This window comes from Streptomyces sp. NPDC059142 (assembly GCF_042755665.1).
Lineage (GTDB): Bacteria > Actinomycetota > Actinomycetes > Streptomycetales > Streptomycetaceae > Streptomyces.
Genome location: NZ_JBHZDA010000119.1, coordinates 1 through 20,018, shown reverse-complemented (window position 1 = coordinate 20,018; position 20,018 = coordinate 1). Strand labels below are relative to the sequence as shown.

At 70.8% G+C, this 20,018-nt stretch carries 18 protein-coding genes; 16 read left to right on the top strand and 2 right to left on the bottom strand.

Annotated elements, in window-relative coordinates:
- Positions 1-836, bottom strand: an 836-nt coding sequence (locus ACFXPK_RS29390) for an AAA family ATPase (RefSeq protein ID WP_385080113.1), incomplete at its 3' end; no start/stop codon positions are given.
- 235 nt (positions 837-1,071) lie between these two features.
- Positions 1,072-1,635, bottom strand: coding sequence for a beta-class carbonic anhydrase (locus ACFXPK_RS29385; protein ID WP_385006029.1), 564 nt, complete (start codon positions 1,633-1,635; stop codon positions 1,072-1,074).
- A 344-nt stretch (positions 1,636-1,979) separates the two neighbouring features.
- On the opposite strand from ACFXPK_RS29385, the gene rsmH reads away from it, so the two are divergent.
- The 16 genes from rsmH to ACFXPK_RS29305 all read left to right on the top strand — a co-directional run bounded on the left by rsmH (position 1,980) and on the right by ACFXPK_RS29305 (position 19,952).
- A complete protein-coding gene (gene rsmH, locus ACFXPK_RS29380) occupies positions 1,980-2,936 on the top strand; it encodes a 16S rRNA (cytosine(1402)-N(4))-methyltransferase RsmH (RefSeq protein WP_385006027.1) in 957 nt (318 codons plus the stop codon).
- Positions 2,936-3,418, top strand: coding sequence for a cell division protein FtsL (locus ACFXPK_RS29375; protein ID WP_385006037.1), 483 nt, complete (start codon positions 2,936-2,938; stop codon positions 3,416-3,418). The genes rsmH and ACFXPK_RS29375 overlap by 1 nt, the downstream gene beginning before the upstream one ends.
- A 4-nt stretch (positions 3,419-3,422) precedes the next feature.
- Positions 3,423-5,393 (top strand): peptidoglycan D,D-transpeptidase FtsI family protein, encoded by a 1,971-nt coding sequence (locus ACFXPK_RS29370; RefSeq protein ID WP_385080110.1) that lies wholly within the window; start codon positions 3,423-3,425, stop codon positions 5,391-5,393.
- Positions 5,394-5,410: 17 nt separating this feature from the next.
- The gene (locus tag ACFXPK_RS29365; RefSeq protein ID WP_385003032.1) at positions 5,411-7,156 is read left to right on the top strand and encodes a UDP-N-acetylmuramoyl-L-alanyl-D-glutamate--2,6-diaminopimelate ligase; all 1,746 of its coding nucleotides are present in this window, start codon (positions 5,411-5,413) and stop codon (positions 7,154-7,156) included.
- Positions 7,157-7,160: 4 nt separating this feature from the next.
- A complete protein-coding gene (murF, locus tag ACFXPK_RS29360; protein ID WP_385003036.1) occupies positions 7,161-8,591 on the top strand; it encodes a UDP-N-acetylmuramoyl-tripeptide--D-alanyl-D-alanine ligase in 1,431 nt (476 codons plus the stop codon).
- The gene (gene mraY, locus ACFXPK_RS29355) at positions 8,588-9,658 is read left to right on the top strand and encodes a phospho-N-acetylmuramoyl-pentapeptide-transferase (RefSeq protein ID WP_385003039.1); all 1,071 of its coding nucleotides are present in this window, start codon (positions 8,588-8,590) and stop codon (positions 9,656-9,658) included. Before murF ends, mraY begins: the two co-directional genes overlap by 4 nt.
- Complete coding sequence (gene murD, locus ACFXPK_RS29350) at positions 9,655-11,061, top strand: UDP-N-acetylmuramoyl-L-alanine--D-glutamate ligase (RefSeq protein WP_385003042.1); 1,407 nt, start codon at positions 9,655-9,657, stop codon at positions 11,059-11,061. Before mraY ends, murD begins: the two co-directional genes overlap by 4 nt.
- Before the next feature lie 145 nt (positions 11,062-11,206).
- Positions 11,207-12,643: a putative lipid II flippase FtsW gene (ftsW, locus tag ACFXPK_RS29345; protein ID WP_385003044.1), complete on the top strand. Its 1,437-nt coding sequence runs from the start codon at positions 11,207-11,209 to the stop codon at positions 12,641-12,643.
- A gap of 6 nt (positions 12,644-12,649) precedes the next feature.
- Entirely contained in the window at positions 12,650-13,744 is a 1,095-nt protein-coding gene (murG, locus tag ACFXPK_RS29340) for an undecaprenyldiphospho-muramoylpentapeptide beta-N-acetylglucosaminyltransferase (RefSeq protein ID WP_385003047.1), read from the top strand.
- A 22-nt stretch (positions 13,745-13,766) separates the two neighbouring features.
- On the top strand, positions 13,767-14,558 hold the full coding sequence (locus ACFXPK_RS29335; RefSeq protein WP_385080106.1) for a cell division protein FtsQ/DivIB: 792 nt from the start codon (positions 13,767-13,769) through the stop codon (positions 14,556-14,558).
- Positions 14,559-14,834: 276 nt separating this feature from the next.
- Positions 14,835-16,046, top strand: coding sequence for a cell division protein FtsZ (gene ftsZ / locus ACFXPK_RS29330; RefSeq protein WP_385003053.1), 1,212 nt, complete (start codon positions 14,835-14,837; stop codon positions 16,044-16,046).
- Positions 16,047-16,063: 17 nt separating this feature from the next.
- On the top strand, positions 16,064-16,771 hold the full coding sequence (pgeF, locus tag ACFXPK_RS29325; protein WP_385080116.1) for a peptidoglycan editing factor PgeF: 708 nt from the start codon (positions 16,064-16,066) through the stop codon (positions 16,769-16,771).
- A 23-nt stretch (positions 16,772-16,794) separates the two neighbouring features.
- Positions 16,795-17,514, top strand: a complete 720-nt coding sequence (locus ACFXPK_RS29320) for a YggS family pyridoxal phosphate-dependent enzyme (RefSeq protein WP_385080114.1) — start codon at positions 16,795-16,797, stop codon at positions 17,512-17,514.
- Between the two features lie 124 nt (positions 17,515-17,638).
- Positions 17,639-18,250 carry a cell division protein SepF gene (locus ACFXPK_RS29315; protein WP_329826037.1) on the top strand — a complete coding sequence of 204 codons (612 nt, stop codon included), beginning with the start codon at positions 17,639-17,641 and terminating at the stop codon, positions 18,248-18,250.
- A gap of 93 nt (positions 18,251-18,343) precedes the next feature.
- Positions 18,344-18,640, top strand: a complete 297-nt coding sequence (locus tag ACFXPK_RS29310) for a YggT family protein (protein WP_385003056.1) — start codon at positions 18,344-18,346, stop codon at positions 18,638-18,640.
- A 49-nt stretch (positions 18,641-18,689) separates the two neighbouring features.
- Positions 18,690-19,952, top strand: coding sequence for a DivIVA domain-containing protein (locus tag ACFXPK_RS29305; protein ID WP_385080103.1), 1,263 nt, complete (start codon positions 18,690-18,692; stop codon positions 19,950-19,952).
- Positions 19,953-20,018: the final 66 nt, after the last annotated feature.

The window sequence follows — 20,018 nt, the reverse complement described above, 5'->3', positions numbered from 1 at the left end:
GCGGGGGGCACCGCGTCCCCCCGCCCGGCGCGCGCCCCCCCGGCCGCCGCGCGCCCCACCATTTGGCGGGGGGCGCGCGGCGAGGCGCCGAGTCTGAGATCCGCGTGCGTACGGGTCGCCGCGACCAGCTCGACCGCGTACCGCCGTACGGACTCCGCGACATGGACCGTGCGCACGGCGTCGATCAGCTTGACGATGTCGTGGGCGTGCGCCACCGGCTGGAGGTCGTCCAGCGGCGAGACCCCGCCGTGCACGTCCAGCATCTGCAACTCGGCCTCGGCGCTCGGGTAGCCGATCGACACCCGGGCCATGAAACGGTCGCGCTGCGCCTCGGGGAGGGGGTAGGTGCCCTCCATCTCGACCGGGTTCTGCGTCGCCACCACCATGAACGGGCTGGGCAGTTCGTAGGTCTGCCCGTCGATGGTGACCTGGCGCTCCTCCATGGACTCCAGCAGCGCCGACTGGGTCTTGGGCGAGGCGCGGTTGATCTCGTCGCCGATCACGATCTGCGCGAAGATCGCACCCGGTTTGAACTCGAAGTCCCGCTGCTGCTGGTCGTAGATCGACACCCCGGTGATGTCCGACGGCAGCAGATCGGGGGTGAACTGGATACGCCGCACCGAACAGTCGATGGAGCGCGCGAGCGCTTTGGCCAGCATGGTCTTGCCCACGCCGGGGACATCCTCGATCAGAAGATGGCCCTCGGCGAGGAGCACGGTCAGCGAAAGCCGTACGACCTCAGGCTTGCCCTCGATCACACCCTCCACCGATGCGCGCACACGCTCCGCTGTGGTGGTCAGATCTGTGAGGCTCGCTCGATCGTCATAGGTCGTCACCCGGCCCTCCTCGGCCCTTTCAACGGGCCGAAGCTCACCAGACGGCCCGGCCCTCCCCGAAACACGGACACCGTCTCCGGAAGGTCCCGGAGCGGTGTCCCACACGCATTCTCGTTGCCGTTACCGCTTCGTGTCATCCGCCTGTGGATAAGTCGGTGGGTTATGTCTGCTTTGCTGTTTTCGGGGGCCGGCCGGCGCCCCGTTCCCTACGTACGGGCGGGCGGGGCGCTCCTGCTCAGCTCGCGGGGTCGATTTCCCGCAGCAGTCCGGTCTTCACGTCGAAGACGAAGCCGCGGATGTCGTCGGTGTGCAGGAGGAACGGTGAGGTCCGTATGCGCTGCATCGACTGACGCACGTCCTGGTCGACGTCGCGGAACGCCTCGACGGCCCACGCGGGACGCTGGCCGACCTCCATCTCCAGCTCGTGCCGGAACTCCTCCGTGAGGCTCTCCAGGCCGCAGCCGGTGTGATGGATCAGGACCACGCTGCGTGTGCCCAGGGCCCGCTGGCTGATGGTGAGGGAGCGGATCACGTCGTCGGTGACGACACCGCCCGCGTTGCGGATGGTGTGGCAGTCGCCGAGCGAGAGGCCCAGCGCGTCGTGGAGGTCGAGCCGGGCGTCCATGCAGGCGACCACGGCGACCTGGAGCACGGGACGGGCGTCCATGCCCGGATCCGTGAACCCGGACGCGTACGCGCTGTTCGCGTCGACGAGACGATCGGTGACGGTGCCGCCGGAGCGGACCGCACCGGCGGGGGCCCCGGAGGGCTCTGCGGGGAGATGTGCGGAAGTCGGCATACCTGTGACGTTAGTCGTCACCGGTGCCCGAAGCCCGCTGTGGGAAGGGACAAAGAACGCCATCGCGGCCTGGTGTGAGCTAACCCACAGGGCCGAGCGGCGTGCGGCCGGACGGGTGAAGATCGGCCTTCGCCGACCGGCGGCCCGGTCACCCCGCGACGCGCTGACCGGCCGGGTGGCCCGGAACCACCGGGAAGCGTGGACTAAAGTGGCGCGAAGTTCACGGACACACCCTGAACACGTGCCAGAACGCATCCTGAATTTTCCCGCATAACGCGGCGTACGTGCGGCTCGGCCCCTTCCCGCTCGGTGGTACGTACGACCGTCCGTACTTGAGAGGGCGCATGAACCAGGTCCGGCATGTACCGGTGATGCTCCAGCGGTGCCTCGACCTGCTGGCCCCCGCCCTCGCCGAGCCCGGTGCCGTCGTCGTCGACTGCACCCTCGGCCTCGGCGGACACAGCGAGGCGCTGCTCGCCACCTTCCCCGCCGCCCGGCTCGTCGCGCTCGACCGCGACCAGGAGGCGCTGCGGCTCTCCGGCGAACGCCTCGCGCAGTACGGCGACCGGGCCACCCTCGTGCACGCCGTCTACGACGAACTCCCCGAGGTGCTCGACCGGCTGTCCGTCCCCCGCGTCCAGGGCGTCCTCTTCGACCTCGGCGTCTCCTCCATGCAGCTCGACGAGGCCGACCGCGGCTTCGCGTACGCCCAGGACGCGCCGCTCGACATGCGGATGGACCAGACGACCGGCGTCAGCGCCGCCGAGGTCCTCAACACCTACCCGCCCGGCGAACTGGTCCGCATCCTGCGCGCCTACGGCGAGGAGAAGCAGGCCAAGCGCATCGTGTCCGCGGTCGTCAGGGAGCGCGACAAGGAGCCCTTCAGCCGCAGCGCCCGGCTCGTCGAGCTGATCCGCGACGCCCTCCCGCAGGCCGCCAAGCGCACCGGCGGCAACCCCGCCAAGCGCACCTTCCAGGCGCTGCGCATCGAGGTCAACGGCGAACTCCCCGTCCTGGAACGGGCGGTCCCCGCCGCCGTACGGAGCCTCGCGGTCGGTGGGCGGATCGCCGTCCTCTCGTACCACTCGCTGGAAGACCGCCTGGTCAAGCAGGTCTTCGCGGCCGGTGCCGCCAACACGGCGCCGCCCGGCCTGCCCGTCGTCCCCGAGCGCTACCAGCCCCGGCTGAAGCTGCTCACCCGCGGCGCCGAACTCCCCACCGAGGAAGAGGTCGCGGAGAACCGGCGCGCGGCCCCCGCCCGGCTGCGGGGAGCGCAGCGGATCCGGGAGGACGTCCTGTGATGAAGGGGCCGGGCAGGCAACTGAAGGGGCGGGCCGCCCGGCTCGCCCAGGTGCTGCCCGCCGGCAACAGCTCGGCGGCCCGCACCCCCTTCGTCCTGCTGGTCGTGCTGCTCCTCGGCGGCGGACTGATCGCCCTGCTGCTGCTGAACTCCGCGCTCAGCGAGGGGTCGTTCCGCCTCACCGACCTGAAGAAGCGCACCACCGACCTCACCGACGAACAGCAGGCGCTGCAACGGGACGTGGACGACTTCTCCGCCCCGTACGCGCTGGAGCGCCGCGCCCGCGAGCTGGGTCTGGTGCCCGGCGGCAGCCCGGCCTTCCTCGATCAGGACGGTACGGTCCGCGGCGTCCCCGGCGCCGCGGACCGGCCGTCGGCCCAGCCCTCCGCGCAGCTCTCCCCGCGGCCCTCCGCCGTGGAGGAGCCCCCGCCGTCCTCAGCCCCGGCATCCGGCACGCCGGCCCCGACGACCTCCGGCAGGTGACGCAGTGCCCCCCAAGGACCCACCGCGCCGCCGGGTGCCGGGACCCGCACGACCCGGCAGCGGCGGACGCCCCCGCACCCCGCCCCGCCCGGCCGCCCGCCCCGCGCAGCGCCGGCCCCGTAACGGATCCCGCGCCCCGCGCAGGATCCAGCTCGGCAGCCCCCGCCCCCGGCTCCGGCTGGTCGGCCTCGGCCTGACGCTCGTCATGCTGGTGTTCGTCGTCCGGCTGCTCCAGGTGCAGGCCGTCGACGCCAGCGCGTACGCCGCCAAGGCGGAGAAGAGCCGCTACCTCAGCCACACCATCGCCGCCGAGCGCGGCCAGATCACCGACCGCTCCGGTGTCGCGCTCGCCACCAGCGACGACGCGTACGACATCACCGCCGACCCGTCGATGTTCACCCCCGACTTCAGCAAGGTCCCCGACGCCCCCGAACAGGCCGCCGCGCTGCTCGCGCCGATCCTCGGCGCCGACACCGGCGACCTCGTCAAGAAGCTCAGGACCCCCAAGTCCCGCTACGCGGTGCTGGCCCGCCGCCAGACCCCGCAGGTCTGGAACCAGATCAAGGACCTCAAGCGGGTGCTCGCCGAGAAGGCGAGCAAGCGCAAGTCCACCGACGGCGCCGGCAGCGTGCTGGCCGGTGTCTTCCAGGAGACCAGCAGCAAGCGGGTCTACCCCAACGGCGACCTCGCCGCCGGGATACTCGGATACGTCAACGCCGCCGGGCGCGGCGGAGGCGGCATCGAGTCCATGCTCGACACGGAACTCGCCGGCAAGGACGGCAAGGTCACCTACGCCCAGTCCGGTGGTCGCCGGGTCCCCACCGCCACCTCCCGCGAGACGCCCGCCGTACCCGGTTCGGACATCGAGCTGACCATCGACCGGGACATCCAGTGGGCGGCCCAGCAGGCCATCGCCGACCAGGTCAAGGAGTCCAAGGCCGACCGCGGCTACGTGGTGGTCCAGAACACCAGGACCGGCGAGGTCCTCGCCATGGCCAACGCCCCCGGCTTCGACCCCAACGACCTCTCCCAGGCCAACTCCGCCTCCATGGGCAACGCGGCGCTCCAGGACGCGTACGAGCCCGGCTCCACCGCCAAGGTCATGTCCATGGCCGCCGTACTGGAGGAGGAGGCCGCCACCCCCGGTACCCATGTCGTCGTCCCCAACCGGCTGCACCGCGGTGACCGGCTCTTCAAGGACGACATCGACCACCCCACCTGGTACCTGACGCTCAACGGCGTCCTCGCCAAGTCCAGCAACATCGGCACCATCCTGGCCACCGGGCAGCTCGGCAAGACCCAGCCCGAGGCCAACAAGGTCCTCCACTCCTACCTCGACAAGTTCGGCATCGGACAGCCCACCGGCCTCGGCTACCCCGGCGAGACCCGCGGCATCCTGGCCGCGCCGCAGGACTGGTCCACCTCCCAGCAGTACACGATCCCCTTCGGCCAGGGCCTCTCCCTCAACGCCGTACAGGCCGCCTCGGTCTACTCGACCATCGCCAACGGCGGGGTACGGATCGACCCCACCCTGATCCGCGGTACCAACGGTCCCGACAACCGCTTCACCGCGGCGCCCGCGCCCAAGAAGACCCGGGTCGTCAGCGAGAAGACCGCCAAGACGGTGGCCACCATGCTGGAGTCGGTCGTCGCCGACGTGGAGGGCACCGGAACCAAGGCCCAGGTCCCCGGCTACCGCATCGCGGGCAAGACCGGTACGGCCAACCGGGTCGACCCGAAGCTCGGCGTCTACAAGGGGTACACCGCCTCCTTCGCCGGCTTCGCGCCCGCCGACGATCCGCAGATCACCGTCTACTGCGCCATCCAGAACCCGACGAGCGGCAGCTACTTCGGCGGACAGATCTGCGGCCCCATCTACAAGAAGGTCATGGAGTTCGCTCTCAAGACACTGCGGGTCGAACCGACCGGCAGCAAACCCGCCCGGCTGCCGGTGAGCTTCAAACCCGGCGAGTGACCCCAGGGAAAGTCCCAGTGACAACGATCACCCCCGGTTCCGGGAACCACCCGGAACCGCCCCCGCACCAGCCCGCCTCACGTGGCCCGGCGCCCGCCCACCCCGGTACGCTCACCGCCGTGCCACAAGCTGATCAGTACCGAACCCCCTCCAAGGACGCCCCTGTGAACACTCCGGGGACGCCCCGTCCGGACCGGGTCCGCCCGACCTCTCTCGCCGAGCTGGCGGCCCTGCTGGGCACCGAGGCGCCGGGCGCCACGGCGGCGGGGCCCGGCGAAGCCACCGGGATCACCCACGACTCGCGCGCCGTGCGCCTCGGGGACGTGTACGCCGCGCTGCCCGGCGCCCGTCTCCACGGGGCGGACTTCGCCGGTCAGGCCGCGGACCTCGGAGCCGTCGCGATCCTCACGGATCCCTCCGGCACCGACCGCGCCGCCGCCACCGGGCTGCCCGTCCTCACCGTGCCCGACCCACGCGGCAGCATGGGCGAACTGGCCGCCGCGATCTACGGCAACCCCGGCACCGATCTGCTCCAGATCGGCATCACCGGCACCTCGGGCAAGACCACCACGGCCTACCTCGTCGAAGGGGGGCTGCGCGGCGCAGGACACCGTACGGGCCTCATCGGCACCGTGGAGACGCGCATCGAGGACGAGCGCCTCAAGTCGGAGCGGACCACCCCCGAGGCCACCGACCTCCAGGCGCTCTTCGCGGTCATGCGCGAACGCGGCGTTCGCTCGGTCGCCATGGAGGTCTCCAGCCACGCCCTCGTGCTCGGCCGGGTCGACGGCTGCGTCTTCGACGTCGCCGTCTTCAACAACCTCAGCCCGGAGCACATGGAGTTCCACTCCGACATGGAGGACTACTTCCAGGCCAAGGCGCGGCTGTTCACCCCCGAGCGCAGCAGGACCGGCGTCGTGAACGTCGACGACGCGTACGGCCGCAGGCTCTCCCAGGAGTCCGGCGTCCCCGTCACGACGTTCTCCGCCGAGGGCCACCCCGACGCCGACTGGCGTGCCGAGGACGTCCAGGTCGGCTCGCACGGCTCCACCTTCACCGCCGTCGGCCCGCGCGGCGAGCGCGTCACCGCCCAGGCGCCGCTGCCGGGACCGTTCAACGTCGCCAACACGCTCGCCGCCATCGTCACCCTGGCCGTGGCCGGGATCGACCCGCAGACGGCCGCCGACGGCATCGCCGCCGTCCCCGGCGTACCGGGCCGGCTGGAGCGCGTGGACGCGGGACAGCCGTACCTCGCCGTCGTCGACTACGCGCACAAGACCGATGCCGTGGAATCGGTGCTGCGCTCCCTGCGCAAGGTCACCAAGGGCAAGCTCCACATCGTCCTCGGCTGCGGCGGGGACCGCGACCGGACCAAACGCGGGCCCATGGGCGCCGCCGCGGCCCGTCTCGCCGACACCGCCGTCCTCACCTCCGACAACCCGCGCGGCGAGGACCCGCTGGCGATCCTCGCCGCGATGCTCTCCGGCGCCGCCGAGGTCCCCGTCCACGAGCGCGGCGACGTGCTGATCGACGCCGACCGGGCCGCCGCCATCGCCGCGGCCGTCGCCCGCGCCGGGGCCGACGACACCGTACTGGTCGCGGGCAAGGGCCACGAGCAGGGCCAGGACGTCGCCGGAGTGGTACGCGCCTTCGACGACCGCCAGGTCCTGCGCGAGGCCATCGAGCGCTCCCTGCGCCACGACACGGACCCCGTCGAGCAGCGCCTCACCGCACCCCGCAACGAGAACAACAGTCAGGGATGACCCAGTGATCGCCCTCTCCCTCGCCGAGATCGCAGAAATCGTCGGCGGGCAGCCGCACGACATACCGGATCCGGCCGTCCGCGTCACCGGCCCGGTCGTGTACGACTCCCGCGCCGTCGAGCCGGGCGGCCTCTTCGCCGCCTTCGCGGGCGACCGCGTCGACGGCCACGACTACGCGCGGCGCGCCGTCGAGACGGGCGCGGTGGCCGTACTGGCCACCCGCCCCGTCGGTGTGCCCGCCATCGTCGTCGAGGATGTCGTCCAGGCCCTCGGCGCCCTCGCGCGCACCGTGGTGAAGCGCCTCGGCGCCACCACCGTCGCACTGACCGGTTCGGCCGGAAAGACCAGCACCAAGGACCTGATCGCGCAGCTCCTGCGGCGCGCGGGCCCCACCGTCTGGCCGGACGGCAACCTCAACAACGAGATCGGGCTGCCCATCACCGCGCTCCGCGCGGAGGAGGACACCCGCTTCCTCGTGCTCGAAATGGGCGCGCGCTACATCGGGGACATCCGCTACCTCACCGGACTCGTCCCGCCCACCGTCGGACTCGTCCTGAACGTCGGCACCGCGCACATCGGCGAGTTCGGCGGCAAGGAACAGATCGCCCAGGCCAAGGGCGAAATGGTCGAGTCCCTGCCGTCCGCGGCCGACGGCGGTGTGGCCGTGCTCAACGCCGACGACCCACTGGTTCGCGCCATGGCGTCGCGCACACAGGCGCGCGTCGTGCTCTTCGGGGAGTCGGGCGAAGCAGACGTACAGGCAGAGAACGTCCGCCTCACAGCCACCGGACAGCCCGCGTTCAGCCTTCGAACACCCTCCGGGTGCAGCGAGGTGACGCTGCGGCTGTACGGTGAGCACCACGTGTCGAACGCGCTCGCCGCGGCCGCCGTCGCCTATGAGTTGGGCATGTCCGTCGACGAGATCGCCGTGGCGCTCTCCGAGGCGGGAACCCTCTCCCGCTGGCGTATGGAGGTCACCGAGCGCTCGGACGGCGTGACGATCGTCAACGACGCCTACAACGCGAACCCCGAATCCATGAGAGCGGCGCTCCGTGCGCTGGTCGCCATGGGTGGTGCCTCACGGCCCGAGGGGAGCCGTACGTGGGCGGTGCTCGGGCAGATGGCCGAGCTGGGTGACACATCGCTCGCCGAGCACGACGCGGTCGGACGGCTCGCCGTCCGGCTCAACGTCAGCAAGCTCGTGGCAGTCGGGGGCAGGGAAGCGTCCTGGCTGCGATTGGGCGCTTACAACGAGGGTTCGTGGGGTGAGGAGTCGGTGCACGTGTCCGACGCGCGGGCGGCGATCGACCTGTTGCGCAGGGAACTGCGTCCGGGAGACGTCGTGCTGGTGAAGGCTTCCAGGTCGGTCGGCCTCGAAAAGGTCGCCCAGGCACTGCTGGAGAACGCCACCGAGGGCGAGGTCGCCGGCCGATGAGGCAGATCCTCTTCGCGGGAGCCATCGGGCTCTTCCTCACCCTGATCGGCACTCCGCTGCTGATCAAGCTGCTGGCGAGGAAGGGGTACGGGCAGTTCATCCGGGACGACGGCCCCCGTACCCACGGCAGCAAGAAGGGCACGCCCACGATGGGCGGCATCGCCTTCATCCTGGCCACGCTCATCGCGTACGCCCTGGCGAAGGTCATCACCGGCGAGTCCCCGACCTTCTCCGGACTGCTCGTCCTGTTCCTCATGGGGGGGATGGGGCTCGTCGGGTTCCTCGACGACTACATCAAGATCGTGAAGCAGCGGTCGCTGGGGCTGCGGGCCAAGGCCAAGATGGCGGGCCAGCTCATCGTCGGCATCGCCTTCGCGGTGCTCTCGCTCCAGTTCGCCGACTACCGGGGCAACACCCCGGCGTCCACCAGGCTGTCGTTCGTCGCGGACTTCGGCTGGTCGATCGGCCCGGTGCTGTTCGTCGTCTGGGCGCTGTTCATGATTCTCGCCATGTCCAACGGCGTGAACCTGACGGACGGTCTGGACGGCCTCGCCACCGGCGCCTCGGTGATGGTCTTCGGCGCGTACACGTTCATCGGGCTGTGGCAGTTCCAGGAGTCCTGCGCCAACGCGCTGACCCTGACCAACCCCAACGCCTGTTTCGAAGTGCGCGACCCACTCGACCTGGCCGTCGTGGCCTCCGCCCTCATGGGCTCCTGCTTCGGCTTCCTGTGGTGGAACACCTCACCCGCCAAGATCTTCATGGGGGACACCGGTTCCCTCGCGCTCGGCGGCGCGCTCGCCGGTCTCGCGATCTGCTCCCGCACGGAGTTCCTGATGGCGATCCTCGGCGGCCTCTTCGTGATGATCACCATGTCGGTGGTCATCCAGGTCGGCTCCTTCAAGATGACCGGCAAGCGCGTCTTCCGGATGGCGCCCCTCCAGCACCACTTCGAACTCAAGGGGTGGTCCGAAGTCCTTGTGGTGGTCCGCTTCTGGATCATCCAGGGCATGTGCGTCATCGTCGGTCTCGGACTCTTCTACGCGGGCTGGGCGGCAGAGAAGTGAACTGGCAGGGCAAGCGGGTCACCGTCGCGGGTCTCGGGGTCTCCGGGATCCCGGCGGCCCGGGTGCTGAACGGCCTCGGCGCCGTCGTCACCGTGGTCAACGACTCGGACGACGAGCGGGCCCGCGCCCAGGCCGCCGAGCTGGAGAAGCTCGGCGTCACGGTGCGCCTCGGCGACGGGGCGACCCTTCCCGAGGCCACCGAGCTGATCGTCACCGCCCCCGGCTGGCAGCCCGGCAAACCCCTCTTCACGGCCGCCGCGGCGGCCGGTGTGGAGATCTGGGGCGACGTCGAACTGGCCTGGCGCCTGCGGGGGCCGGGGGCGGCCCCCTGGCTCGCCGTCACCGGCACCAACGGCAAGACCACGACGGTCAGGATGCTCGCCTCGATCCTGACCGCTGCGGGGCTGCGCACGGCCGCCGTCGGCAACATCGGCGTCTCGCTGCTGGACGCGGTCACCGGTGAGGAGACGTACGACGTCCTCGCCGTCGAGCTGTCCAGCTACCAGCTCCACTGGGCGCCGAGCCTGCGCGCCCACTCCGCGGCCGTGCTCAACCTCGCGCCCGACCACCTCGACTGGCACGGCTCCATGGAGGCGTACGCCGCCGACAAGGGCCGTGTCTACGAGGGCAACACGGTCGCCTGCGTCTACAACGCGGCCGACCCGGCCACCGAGGACCTGGTCCGCGCGGCCGACGTCGAGGAGGGCTGCCGGGCGATCGGCTTCACCCTCGGCACCCCGGGCCCCTCCCAACTGGGCGTCGTGGACGGCATCCTGGTCGACCGGGCCTTCGTGGAGAACCGCCGCGAGCAGGCCCAGGAACTGGCCCAGGTCTCCGACGTGAACCCGCCGGCCCCGCACAACATCGCCAACGCGCTCGCCGCCGCCGCCCTCGCCCGCGCGTACGGGGTCGAAGCCGCCGCCGTACGCGACGGACTGCGCGCGTTCCACCCGGACCCGCACCGGATCGAACGCGTCGCCGAGATCGGCGGCGTCACCTACGTCGACGACTCCAAGGCCACCAACACGCACGCCGCGGAGGCCTCCCTCGCGGCGTACGACCCGATCGTCTGGATCGCGGGCGGCCTCGCCAAGGGCGCCTCCTTCGACGAACTCGTCGCCGCGTCCGCGCCACGGCTGCGCGGGGTGGTCCTGATCGGCGCCGACCGGGCCCTGATCCGCGAAGCACTCGCGCGACACGCCCCCGAAGTCCCGGTCGTGGACCTCGACCGGACCGACACTGGGGCGATGTCGGCGGCGGTCCGCGAAGCGGCACGGCTCGCACGGCCGGGGGACACGGTCCTGATGGCCCCCGCCTGTGCCTCGATGGACATGTTCGTCAACTACAACAAGCGGGGCGAGGCGTTCGCCGACGCCGTACACGCCCTGGATGAGCCCGCCTGACCGGTCCGGCCCCCGCGCCGTGCTGAACTGTTCCCGGGGCCGCGACAGCGGCGGCCCCGCCGAACACGCCCCGGCCCGCCGAACGCCGCGACCTCCGCGACAGCCGTGACGGCCGCGCCAGGCACGACTGGAGGGGACAGCGACGATGCCGGCCGACGACACCGCGCACCGGGAACGCGGACCCGCGGTGACCCACTGGGGCTTCGCGGCGGTGCCCGCGTCCGGGGGAGTGCCCGCACTCCGCGGCAGGGCGCCCGGCGCCGCCGTACGCAGGCCCCCCGCGGCCCGTCGCGGCGCCGCGGGCCGCTCTCCACGCCCGCCCCGCGGCGCCCGCACCAGACGCCTCTACGAGCGGCTCAGGCGGGCCTGGGACCGGCCGCTCACCGCCTACTACCTGATCCTCGGCAGCGGCCTGCTGATCACCGTGCTGGGCCTCGTGATGGTCTACTCCGCGTCGATGATCTACGCGCTCCAGAACTCGCTGCCCGCGACCTACTTCTTCCGCAAACAGTTCCTCGCGGTCATCCTCGGCGCCGGACTGCTGGTGGCCGCCTCCCGGATGCCCGTGAAACTGCACCGGGGCCTCTCGTACCCCATGCTGGTCTCCAGCGTCTTCCTGATGGTGCTCGTCCAGGTCCCCGGGATAGGGCGGTCCGTCAACGGCAACCAGAACTGGATCTACTTCGGCGGCCCGTTCCAGCTCCAGCCCAGCGAGTTCGCGAAGCTAGCCCTCGTCCTGTGGGGCGCGGACCTGCTGGCCCGCAAGAACGACAGACGGCTGCTGACCCAGTGGAAACATCTTCTGGTGCCGCTGGTCCCCGGCGGCTTCCTGCTGCTCGGACTGATCATGCTCGGCGGCGACATGGGCACCGCGATCATCCTCACGGCGATCCTCTTCGGGCTGCTCTGGCTGGCCGGCGCCCCCACCCGGCTCTTCGCCGGGGTCCTCGGGATCGCCGCGCTGATCGGCACCATGCTGATCCAGACCAGCCAGAACCGGCTGGACCGGTTCGGCTGCATCGCCGCGAAGGACCTGGGCCCCGAAGGGGAGTGCTGGCAGGCGGTCCATGGAATCTACGCCCTCGCCTCCGGCGGATGGTTCGGTTCCGGCCTCGGCGCGAGTGTGGAAAAGTGGGGTCAACTGCCCGAACCGCACACCGACTTCATTTTCGCCATCACCGGGGAGGAACTGGGGCTGGCGGGGACGCTGTCGGTACTCGCACTGTTCGCGGCTCTAGGCTATGCGGGTATTCGCGTGGCCGGACGCACGGAGGACCCCTTCGTGAGGTACGCCGCGGGAGGTGTGACCACCTGGATCACGGTGCAGGCCGTGATCAACATCGGTGCGGTGCTCGGTCTGCTGCCGATCGCCGGAGTCCCGCTCCCGCTGTTCTCCTACGGAGGGTCGGCCCTGCTGCCGGCGATGTTCGCGGTCGGGCTGCTGATCGCGTTCGCACGGGAGGATCCCGCCGCGAAGGCGGCCCTGGCCATGCGGCAGCCTGTCTTCGGCAGGAAGCGGCCCGGGGTGAGTTGGAAGACGATGAGACGGCGCGTCAAGAAGCGTCCGTCCGGAGAGCGGTGAATTTCGGTGCATGTCGTACTCGCCGGTGGGGGGACCGCCGGCCACATCGAGCCCGCGCTCGCCCTCGCGGATGCCCTGCGCAGGCAGGACCCCACCGTGGGGATCACGGCCCTCGGCACGGAGCGCGGACTGGAGACCAGGCTCGTACCCGAGCGCGGATACGAACTCGGGCTCATCCCCGCCGTACCGCTGCCGCGCAAGCCCACCCCTGAACTGATCACCGTCCCGGGGCGGCTGCGCGGCACCATCAAGGCCGCCGAGCAGATCCTGGAGCGCACCAAGGCGGACTGCGTCGTCGGCTTCGGCGGCTATGTCGCGCTGCCCGGCTACCTGGCCGCCAAACGGCTCGGGGTGCCGATCATCGTCCACGAGGCCAACGCCAGGCCGGGGCTGGCCAACAAGATCGGTTCGCGGTACGCGGCGGCGGTCGCCGTCTCCACCCCCGACAGCAAGCTGCGGGACGCGCGCTACATCGGCATCCCGCTGCGCCGTACGATCGCCACCCTCGACCGCGCCCGGGTGCGCCCCGAGGCGCGGGCCGCCTTCGGGCTCGACCCCAACCTGCCGACGCTGCTGGTCTCCGGCGGTTCGCAGGGCGCGCGCCGGCTCAACGAGGTGATCCAGCAGATCGCCCCCGTGCTCCAGCGCTCCGGGATCCAGATCCTCCACGCGGTCGGACCGAAGAACGAAATGCCGCGCGTGGACAACATGCCCGGTATGCCGCCCTACATCCCGGTACCTTATGTCGACCGGATGGACCTCGCGTACGCCGCGGCCGACATGATGCTCTGCCGCGCGGGCGCGATGACCGTCGCCGAACTCTCCGCCGTCGGACTGCCCGCCGCCTACGTCCCGCTGCCCATCGGCAACGGCGAACAGCGGCTGAACGCCCAGCCGGTGGTGAAGGCCGGTGGCGGACTGCTGGTCGACGACGCGGAACTGACGCCCGAGTGGATCCAGGGCCAGGTGCTTCCCGTGCTCGCCGATCCGCACCGGCTGTTCGAGATGTCGCGCGCGGCGGCGGAGTTCGGCCGCAGGGACGCCGACGATCTGCTGGTCGGCATGGTGTACGAGGCGATCGCCGCACGCCGGAGGGCGTAGGCGGGAGGCAGGAGGCAGCAGCGTGGCCGGAGGGACGACCGCCGAGCGCGGCGCACGACCGAAGCCGGCCTCCGGCCACCCCGGCGAAGGGGGCGGGGGTGGCCGGTTCCGGCTGCCGCGCCCCCGGTTGCTGATCACGCTGGCCGCCGCCGTGGTGGTGGCCGGCGGGGTCCTCTGGGCGCTCTACGGCTCCCAGTGGCTCCGGGTCGCGAAGGTGACCACCTCCGGCACCGAGGTGCTCTCCCGCGCCGAGGTCGAGTCGGTGGCGGCAGTCCCCCTCGGGGAGCCGCTGGTCTCCGTGGACACGGACGGGATGGAATCCCGGCTGCGGCAGAAACTCCCCCGGATCGACTCCGTCGAGGTCGGCCGGTCATGGCCGGACGGGATCAGTCTGAAAGTGATCGAACGTACACCCGCTCTGCTCATCGGAAAAGGTGCGAAGTTCATCGAAATGGACGCCGACGGTGTCCGTTTCGCGACCGTCGACAAGGCGCCCGCCGGTGTTCCCCTACTGAAAATGTCGGTCGGCCGAACGGCCGGATCCGATCGGTTCGGAACGGAGCGGCTGATGCGTGAAGCGGTGGCCGTCCGGAGCGAACTCCCCGCCCCCGTAGCCAGGGACACCAGGGCCGTCCGGGTCCGTTCGTACGATTCCGTCACCCTGGAGCTGACCGGCGGACGTACGGTGATGTGGGGAAGCGGTGAGGACGGCACGGCCAAGGCGCGTGCGCTCACCGCCCTCATGAAGGCGGTCCCCAAGGCGACGCACTTCGATGTGAGCGCGCCCACGGCACCTGCCGCCTCCGGGAGTTGACGGACATATGCGCTGGCCAGCACCCTGGTTGGTCAGCGCTATGGGTGATCACATAGGGTGAAAAGAAAAACGGGAGGTTCGGCGTGTTCGTTGAACGCGCGCCACTTGTCGACTTAGTGTCCTGTTCGGAAGAGTCCAAGAAGCGGACACACTGGTAACCCTGAACTTCAACGTGAGGGTTTGGGTCGGCGTTTCGGACCGTCCCATCGGCATCAGTCGCCGCGACGCCACATCAGCGCCGCGACGACACGTAAATCGAGGCGAGAGGCCTTCGACGTGGCAGCACCGCAGAACTACCTCGCAGTCATCAAGGTCATCGGTGTCGGCGGCGGTGGTGTCAATGCCATCAACCGAATGATCGAGGTCGGTCTCAAGGGCGTCGAGTTCATCGCGATCAACACGGACGCGCAAGCCCTGTTGATGAGCGACGCCGACGTCAAGCTCGACGTCGGCCGGGAACTCACCCGTGGCCTCGGCGCCGGCGCCAACCCGGCGGTCGGCCGCAAGGCGGCGGAGGACCACCGCGAGGAGATCGAGGAGGTCCTCAAGGGGGCCGACATGGTCTTCGTCACCGCGGGCGAGGGGGGCGGCACCGGCACCGGCGGCGCGCCCGTCGTGGCCAACATCGCGCGCTCGCTCGGCGCCCTCACGATCGGTGTGGTCACCCGCCCGTTCACCTTCGAGGGCCGGCGCCGCGCCAACCAGGCGGAGGACGGCATCGCCGAACTCCGCGAAGAGGTCGACACCCTCATCGTCATCCCCAACGACCGGCTGCTGTCCATCTCGGACCGCCAGGTCAGCGTCCTCGACGCGTTCAAGTCGGCGGACCAGGTGCTGCTGTCGGGTGTCCAGGGCATCACCGACCTCATCACCACCCCCGGGCTGATCAACCTGGACTTCGCCGACGTGAAGTCCGTGATGTCCGAGGCCGGCTCGGCGCTCATGGGCATCGGCTCCGCGCGCGGCGACGACCGCGCGGTGGCCGCCGCGGAGATGGCCATCTCCTCGCCGCTCCTGGAGGCGTCCATCGACGGCGCCCGCGGTGTCCTGCTCTCCATCTCCGGCGGATCCGACCTCGGTCTCTTCGAGATCAACGAGGCCGCGCAGCTCGTCAGCGAGGCCGCCCACCCGGAGGCCAACATCATCTTCGGCGCCGTCATCGACGACGCCCTGGGCGACGAGGTACGGGTCACCGTCATCGCGGCGGGCTTCGACGGCGGACAGCCGCCGACGCGGCGCGAGACCGTGCTCGGCGCGGGCTCCGGCAAGCGCGACGAGCAGCAGGCCCCGAACCGCTCCACCGACACCGGCCGCTCCGCGAGCGGGCTCGGTACGGTGCCGCCGCGCGAGGAGAGCCCGATCCGGATGGACCCGGCCCCGGTCGGCGAGAAGCCGCTCACGACGGTCAACCCGCCGCAGGTTCCGCCGGCCCGTCCGTTCCCGGACAGCCAGGCCGAAGAGCTGGACGTACCGGACTTCCTGAAGTGATACGACAGTACGAAGAGCTGAGCGGCGCGCACTTCGCCTTCACCGACCGGTGGGGCGGAGTGAGCGCCGCTCCGTTCGGTCAGCTCAACCTCGGCGGCGCGGTCGGCGACGACCCCGCCGCCGTACGCGCCAACCGCGACCTCGCCGCGAAGTCCCTGGAGATCGACCCCGCCCGGGTCGTCTGGATGAACCAGGTGCACGGCCGCGATGTCGCCGTCGTCGAAGGACCGTGGACGGACGAGGAGATCCCGGCCGTCGACGCGGTCGTCACCGTACGGCGCGGCCTCGCCCTCGCCGTACTCACCGCGGACTGCGTCCCCGTCCTGCTGGCCGATCCGGTCGCCGGGGTCGCCGCCGCCGCGCACGCGGGACGTCCCGGACTGGTCGCGGGCGTCGTGCCCGCCGCCGTCGGGGCGATGGTCTCGCTCGGCGCCGAACCGGCCAGGATCACCGCCCGCACCGGCCCCGCCGTCTGCGGGCGCTGCTACGAAGTCCCGGCGGAGATGCGGGACGAGGTCGCCGCCGTCGTACCCGAGGCCGCGGCCGAGACCGGCTGGGGGACCCCGTCCGTCGACGTCGTCGGCGGCGTCCACGCCCAGCTCGCGTCGCTCGGTGTACGGGACCGGTCCCGCTCGGAGGTCTGTACCCGGGAGTCGGACGACCACTACTCGTACCGTCGCGACCGCGTGACCGGCCGGCTCGCCGGCTATGTCTGGCTGACCTGATGGACAGCACGGACATGAAGGACATCGCGGACCGAAGGGTCGAACTCGCCCGGAACCTGGCGACGGTGGAGCGGCGGATCGCCTCCGCCTGTGCAGCCGCGGGCCGCGCGCGGGAGGAGGTGACCCTGATCGTGGTCACCAAGACCTACCCCGCGAGCGACGTCCGACTGCTCCATGAACTCGGGGTGCGGCAGGTCGCGGAGAACCGCGACCAGGATGCCGCCCCCAAGGCGGCGGATTGTGAAGATTTGTCGTTGACCTGGCATTTTGTGGGTCAATTGCAGACGAACAAGGTCCGATCCGTAGCTAGTTACGCCCATGTGGTGCAATCTGTCGATCGTGTCAAGCTTGTCTCCGCGCTCTCCGCCGCGGCGGTGCGCACGGAGCGTGAGATCGGGTGCCTGCTTCAGGTCGCCCTCGACGCCGGTTCCGGTGAGCGTGGGGCGAGGGGTGGTGTGGCGCCCGACGGGATCGAGGAGTTGGCCGCCGCGGTGGCCGGCGCTCCGGGGCTGCGGCTCGACGGTCTGATGACCGTGGCGCCGCTCGCCGGTCCGTACGCGGGCCGGCAACGGGCCGCGTTCGACCGGTTGCTGGAATTGGCATCCCGCCTGCGGGCGGACCATCCGGCTGCGAACATGGTCTCGGCGGGAATGAGCGCGGACCTTGAGGACGCGGTAGCGGCGGGAGCGACACATGTACGCGTCGGTACTGCGGTGCTCGGAGACCGACCTCGGACCGGGTAACGTCGCGAAGCGAGTCGGACCACAGCAGAAAATATGGTCATTTCCGCCGAAAGGCGGTCAGACCCAGTGGATCGAGGGCACTTGGTGACGAGGCCGATCCACCACAGAGCGGAGGACCCAGAGCATGGCCGGCGCGATGCGCAAGATGGCGGTCTACCTCGGCCTCGTGGAGGACGATGGGTACGACGGCCGGGGCTTCGACCCCGACGATGATTTCGAACCCGAGCCGGAGCCGGAGCGCGAACACCGGCGTCACCAGCCCGTACACCAGCCCGAGCGGGAAGAACCTGTGCGCGTGCCCCAACCGCCCGCGCAGCGCGAGCGCGAGCCGGTTCCGCTAGCGGCGGAAAGCGGACGTCCGGCACGAATCGCCCCCGTGGCATCCATCACACCTGAACGTCCCAGCCTGGAGAAGAACGCACCGGTGATCATGCCCAAGGTCGTGTCAGAGCGGGAGCCCTACCGCATCACCACGCTGCACCCGAGGACGTACAACGAGGCCCGTACCATCGGGGAACACTTCCGCGAGGGCACTCCGGTGATCATGAATCTCACGGAGATGGACGACACGGATGCGAAGCGACTTGTCGACTTTGCCGCGGGACTCGTCTTCGGTCTCCATGGCAGCATTGAGCGCGTGACGCAGAAGGTGTTCCTGCTCTCTCCTGCTAACGTCGATGTCACGGCGGAGGACAAGGCCCGCATCGCAGAGGGCGGGTTCTTCAACCAGAGCTAGAACACAGCACCGGGAACGACCCGGTCGCGCGGCGGGAACGGCCCGCCGGAGCGACCGGTACCAGAGTGAGCCAGGGGAGAGGGAAACAGCGGGATGGGCATCGCACTACAGGTGGTCTACATCGCGCTGATGTGCTTCCTCATCGTGCTGATTTTCCGGTTGGTCATGGACTACGTCTTCCAGTTCGCGCGCTCATGGCAGCCCGGCAAGGCGATGGTGGTCGTTCTGGAGGCCACCTACACTGTCACCGATCCACCGCTCAAGCTTCTGCGGCGGTTCATCCCGCCGCTGCGTCTCGGGGGCGTGGCACTCGACCTGTCCTTCTTCGTTCTGATGATCATCGTTTACATCCTCATCGCGGTTGTCAGCAACCTTGCGAGGGGAATGTGAACGAAACGGTCTTGCCGACTGCCGACGACTACGTAGAGGTGAAGAAGAGATGCCGTTGACCCCCGAGGACGTGCGGAACAAGCAGTTCACAACCGTCCGCCTCCGAGAAGGCTACGACGAGGACGAGGTCGATGCCTTTCTCGACGAGGTCGAGGCCGAACTGACCCGCCTGCTCCGCGAGAACGAGGACCTGCGCGCCAAACTGGCCGCGGCGACGCGTGCCGCCGCGCAGAACCAGCAGCAGCAGTCCATGCGCAAGCCGCCCGAGCAGCAGGACCGACCCGGGGCCCCGGTGCCCGCCGCCATATCCGGACCGCCGCAGCAGCAGCAGCCCCCGCAGATGGGCCCGCCCCAACTGCCCGGTGGCGCGCCGCAGCTCCCCGCTGGCCCGAGCGCCCACGGCCAGGGGCCGCAGGGCCACGACCCGCGCGGCCAGCAGCAGCACGGCCAGGGCCCGATGGGCCAGGGCGGCCCGATGCAGCAGGGCGGCCCGATGGGCCAGGGCGGACCCATGCAGCAGGGTGGCCCCATGCAGGGCGGACCCATGCAGCAGGGTGGCCCCATGCAGGGCGGACCCATGGGCCAGGGTGGTCCGATGGGCCAGGGCGGCCCCATGCAGCAGCAGGGCGGCCCCATGGGCGGTCCGATGGGCGGCCCCATGGGCGGTCACGGTCCGCAGATGGGTCAGCCCGGTCAGGGTCCCGGCGGTGACAGCGCCGCGCGCGTCCTGTCGCTCGCCCAGCAGACCGCCGACCAGGCGATCGCCGAGGCGCGTTCCGAGGCCAACAAGATCGTGGGCGAGGCCCGTAGCCGCGCCGAGGGCCTGGAGCGCGACGCGCGCGCCAAGGCGGACGCGCTGGAGCGGGACGCGCAGGAGAAGCACCGCGTGGCGATGGGCTCCCTGGAGTCCGCGCGCGCGACGCTGGAGCGCAAGGTCGAGGACCTGCGGGGCTTCGAGCGCGAGTACCGTACGCGGCTGAAGTCCTACCTGGAGAGCCAGCTCCGGCAGTTGGAGACCCAGGCGGACGACTCGCTGGCCCCGCCGCGCACCCCGGCGGCCGCCTCGCTGCCGCCGTCGCCCTCGATGGCTCCGGCCGGCGCGGGCGCGATGGGTCACAGCATGGGCGGCGGCCCGTCCATGGGCGGCCCCTCGATGGGTGGACCTTCGCAGGGTCCGTCGTACGGCGGTCAGCAGCAGATGTCGCCCGCGATGACGCAGCCGATGGCACCGGTACGGCCGCAGGCGCCGCAGCCGATGCAGCAGGCGCCGTCGCCGATGCGGGGCTTCCTGATCGACGAGGACGACAACTGACGGGTTCACGCGTGCGCTACGCGTAGCCGTCGGCAGAGCGAAGGGCCGGGCCCGGGACATGTGTCC

What these genes read in the sequence shown, in the direction of transcription:
- ACFXPK_RS29385 (WP_385006029.1), bottom strand. Translation starts at nt 1,635, where the DNA reads ATGCCGACTTCCGCACATCTCCCCGCAGAGCCCTCCGGGGCCCCCGCC.
- rsmH (WP_385006027.1), top strand. Translation starts at nt 1,980, where the DNA reads ATGAACCAGGTCCGGCATGTACCGGTGATGCTCCAGCGGTGCCTCGAC.
- ACFXPK_RS29375 (WP_385006037.1), top strand. Translation starts at nt 2,936, where the DNA reads ATGAAGGGGCCGGGCAGGCAACTGAAGGGGCGGGCCGCCCGGCTCGCC.
- mraY (WP_385003039.1), top strand. Translation starts at nt 8,588, where the DNA reads ATGAGGCAGATCCTCTTCGCGGGAGCCATCGGGCTCTTCCTCACCCTG.
- ftsW (WP_385003044.1), top strand. Translation starts at nt 11,207, where the DNA reads ATGCCGGCCGACGACACCGCGCACCGGGAACGCGGACCCGCGGTGACC.
- ACFXPK_RS29315 (WP_329826037.1), top strand. Translation starts at nt 17,639, where the DNA reads ATGGCCGGCGCGATGCGCAAGATGGCGGTCTACCTCGGCCTCGTGGAG.
- ACFXPK_RS29310 (WP_385003056.1), top strand. Translation starts at nt 18,344, where the DNA reads ATGGGCATCGCACTACAGGTGGTCTACATCGCGCTGATGTGCTTCCTC.
- ACFXPK_RS29305 (WP_385080103.1), top strand. Translation starts at nt 18,690, where the DNA reads ATGCCGTTGACCCCCGAGGACGTGCGGAACAAGCAGTTCACAACCGTC.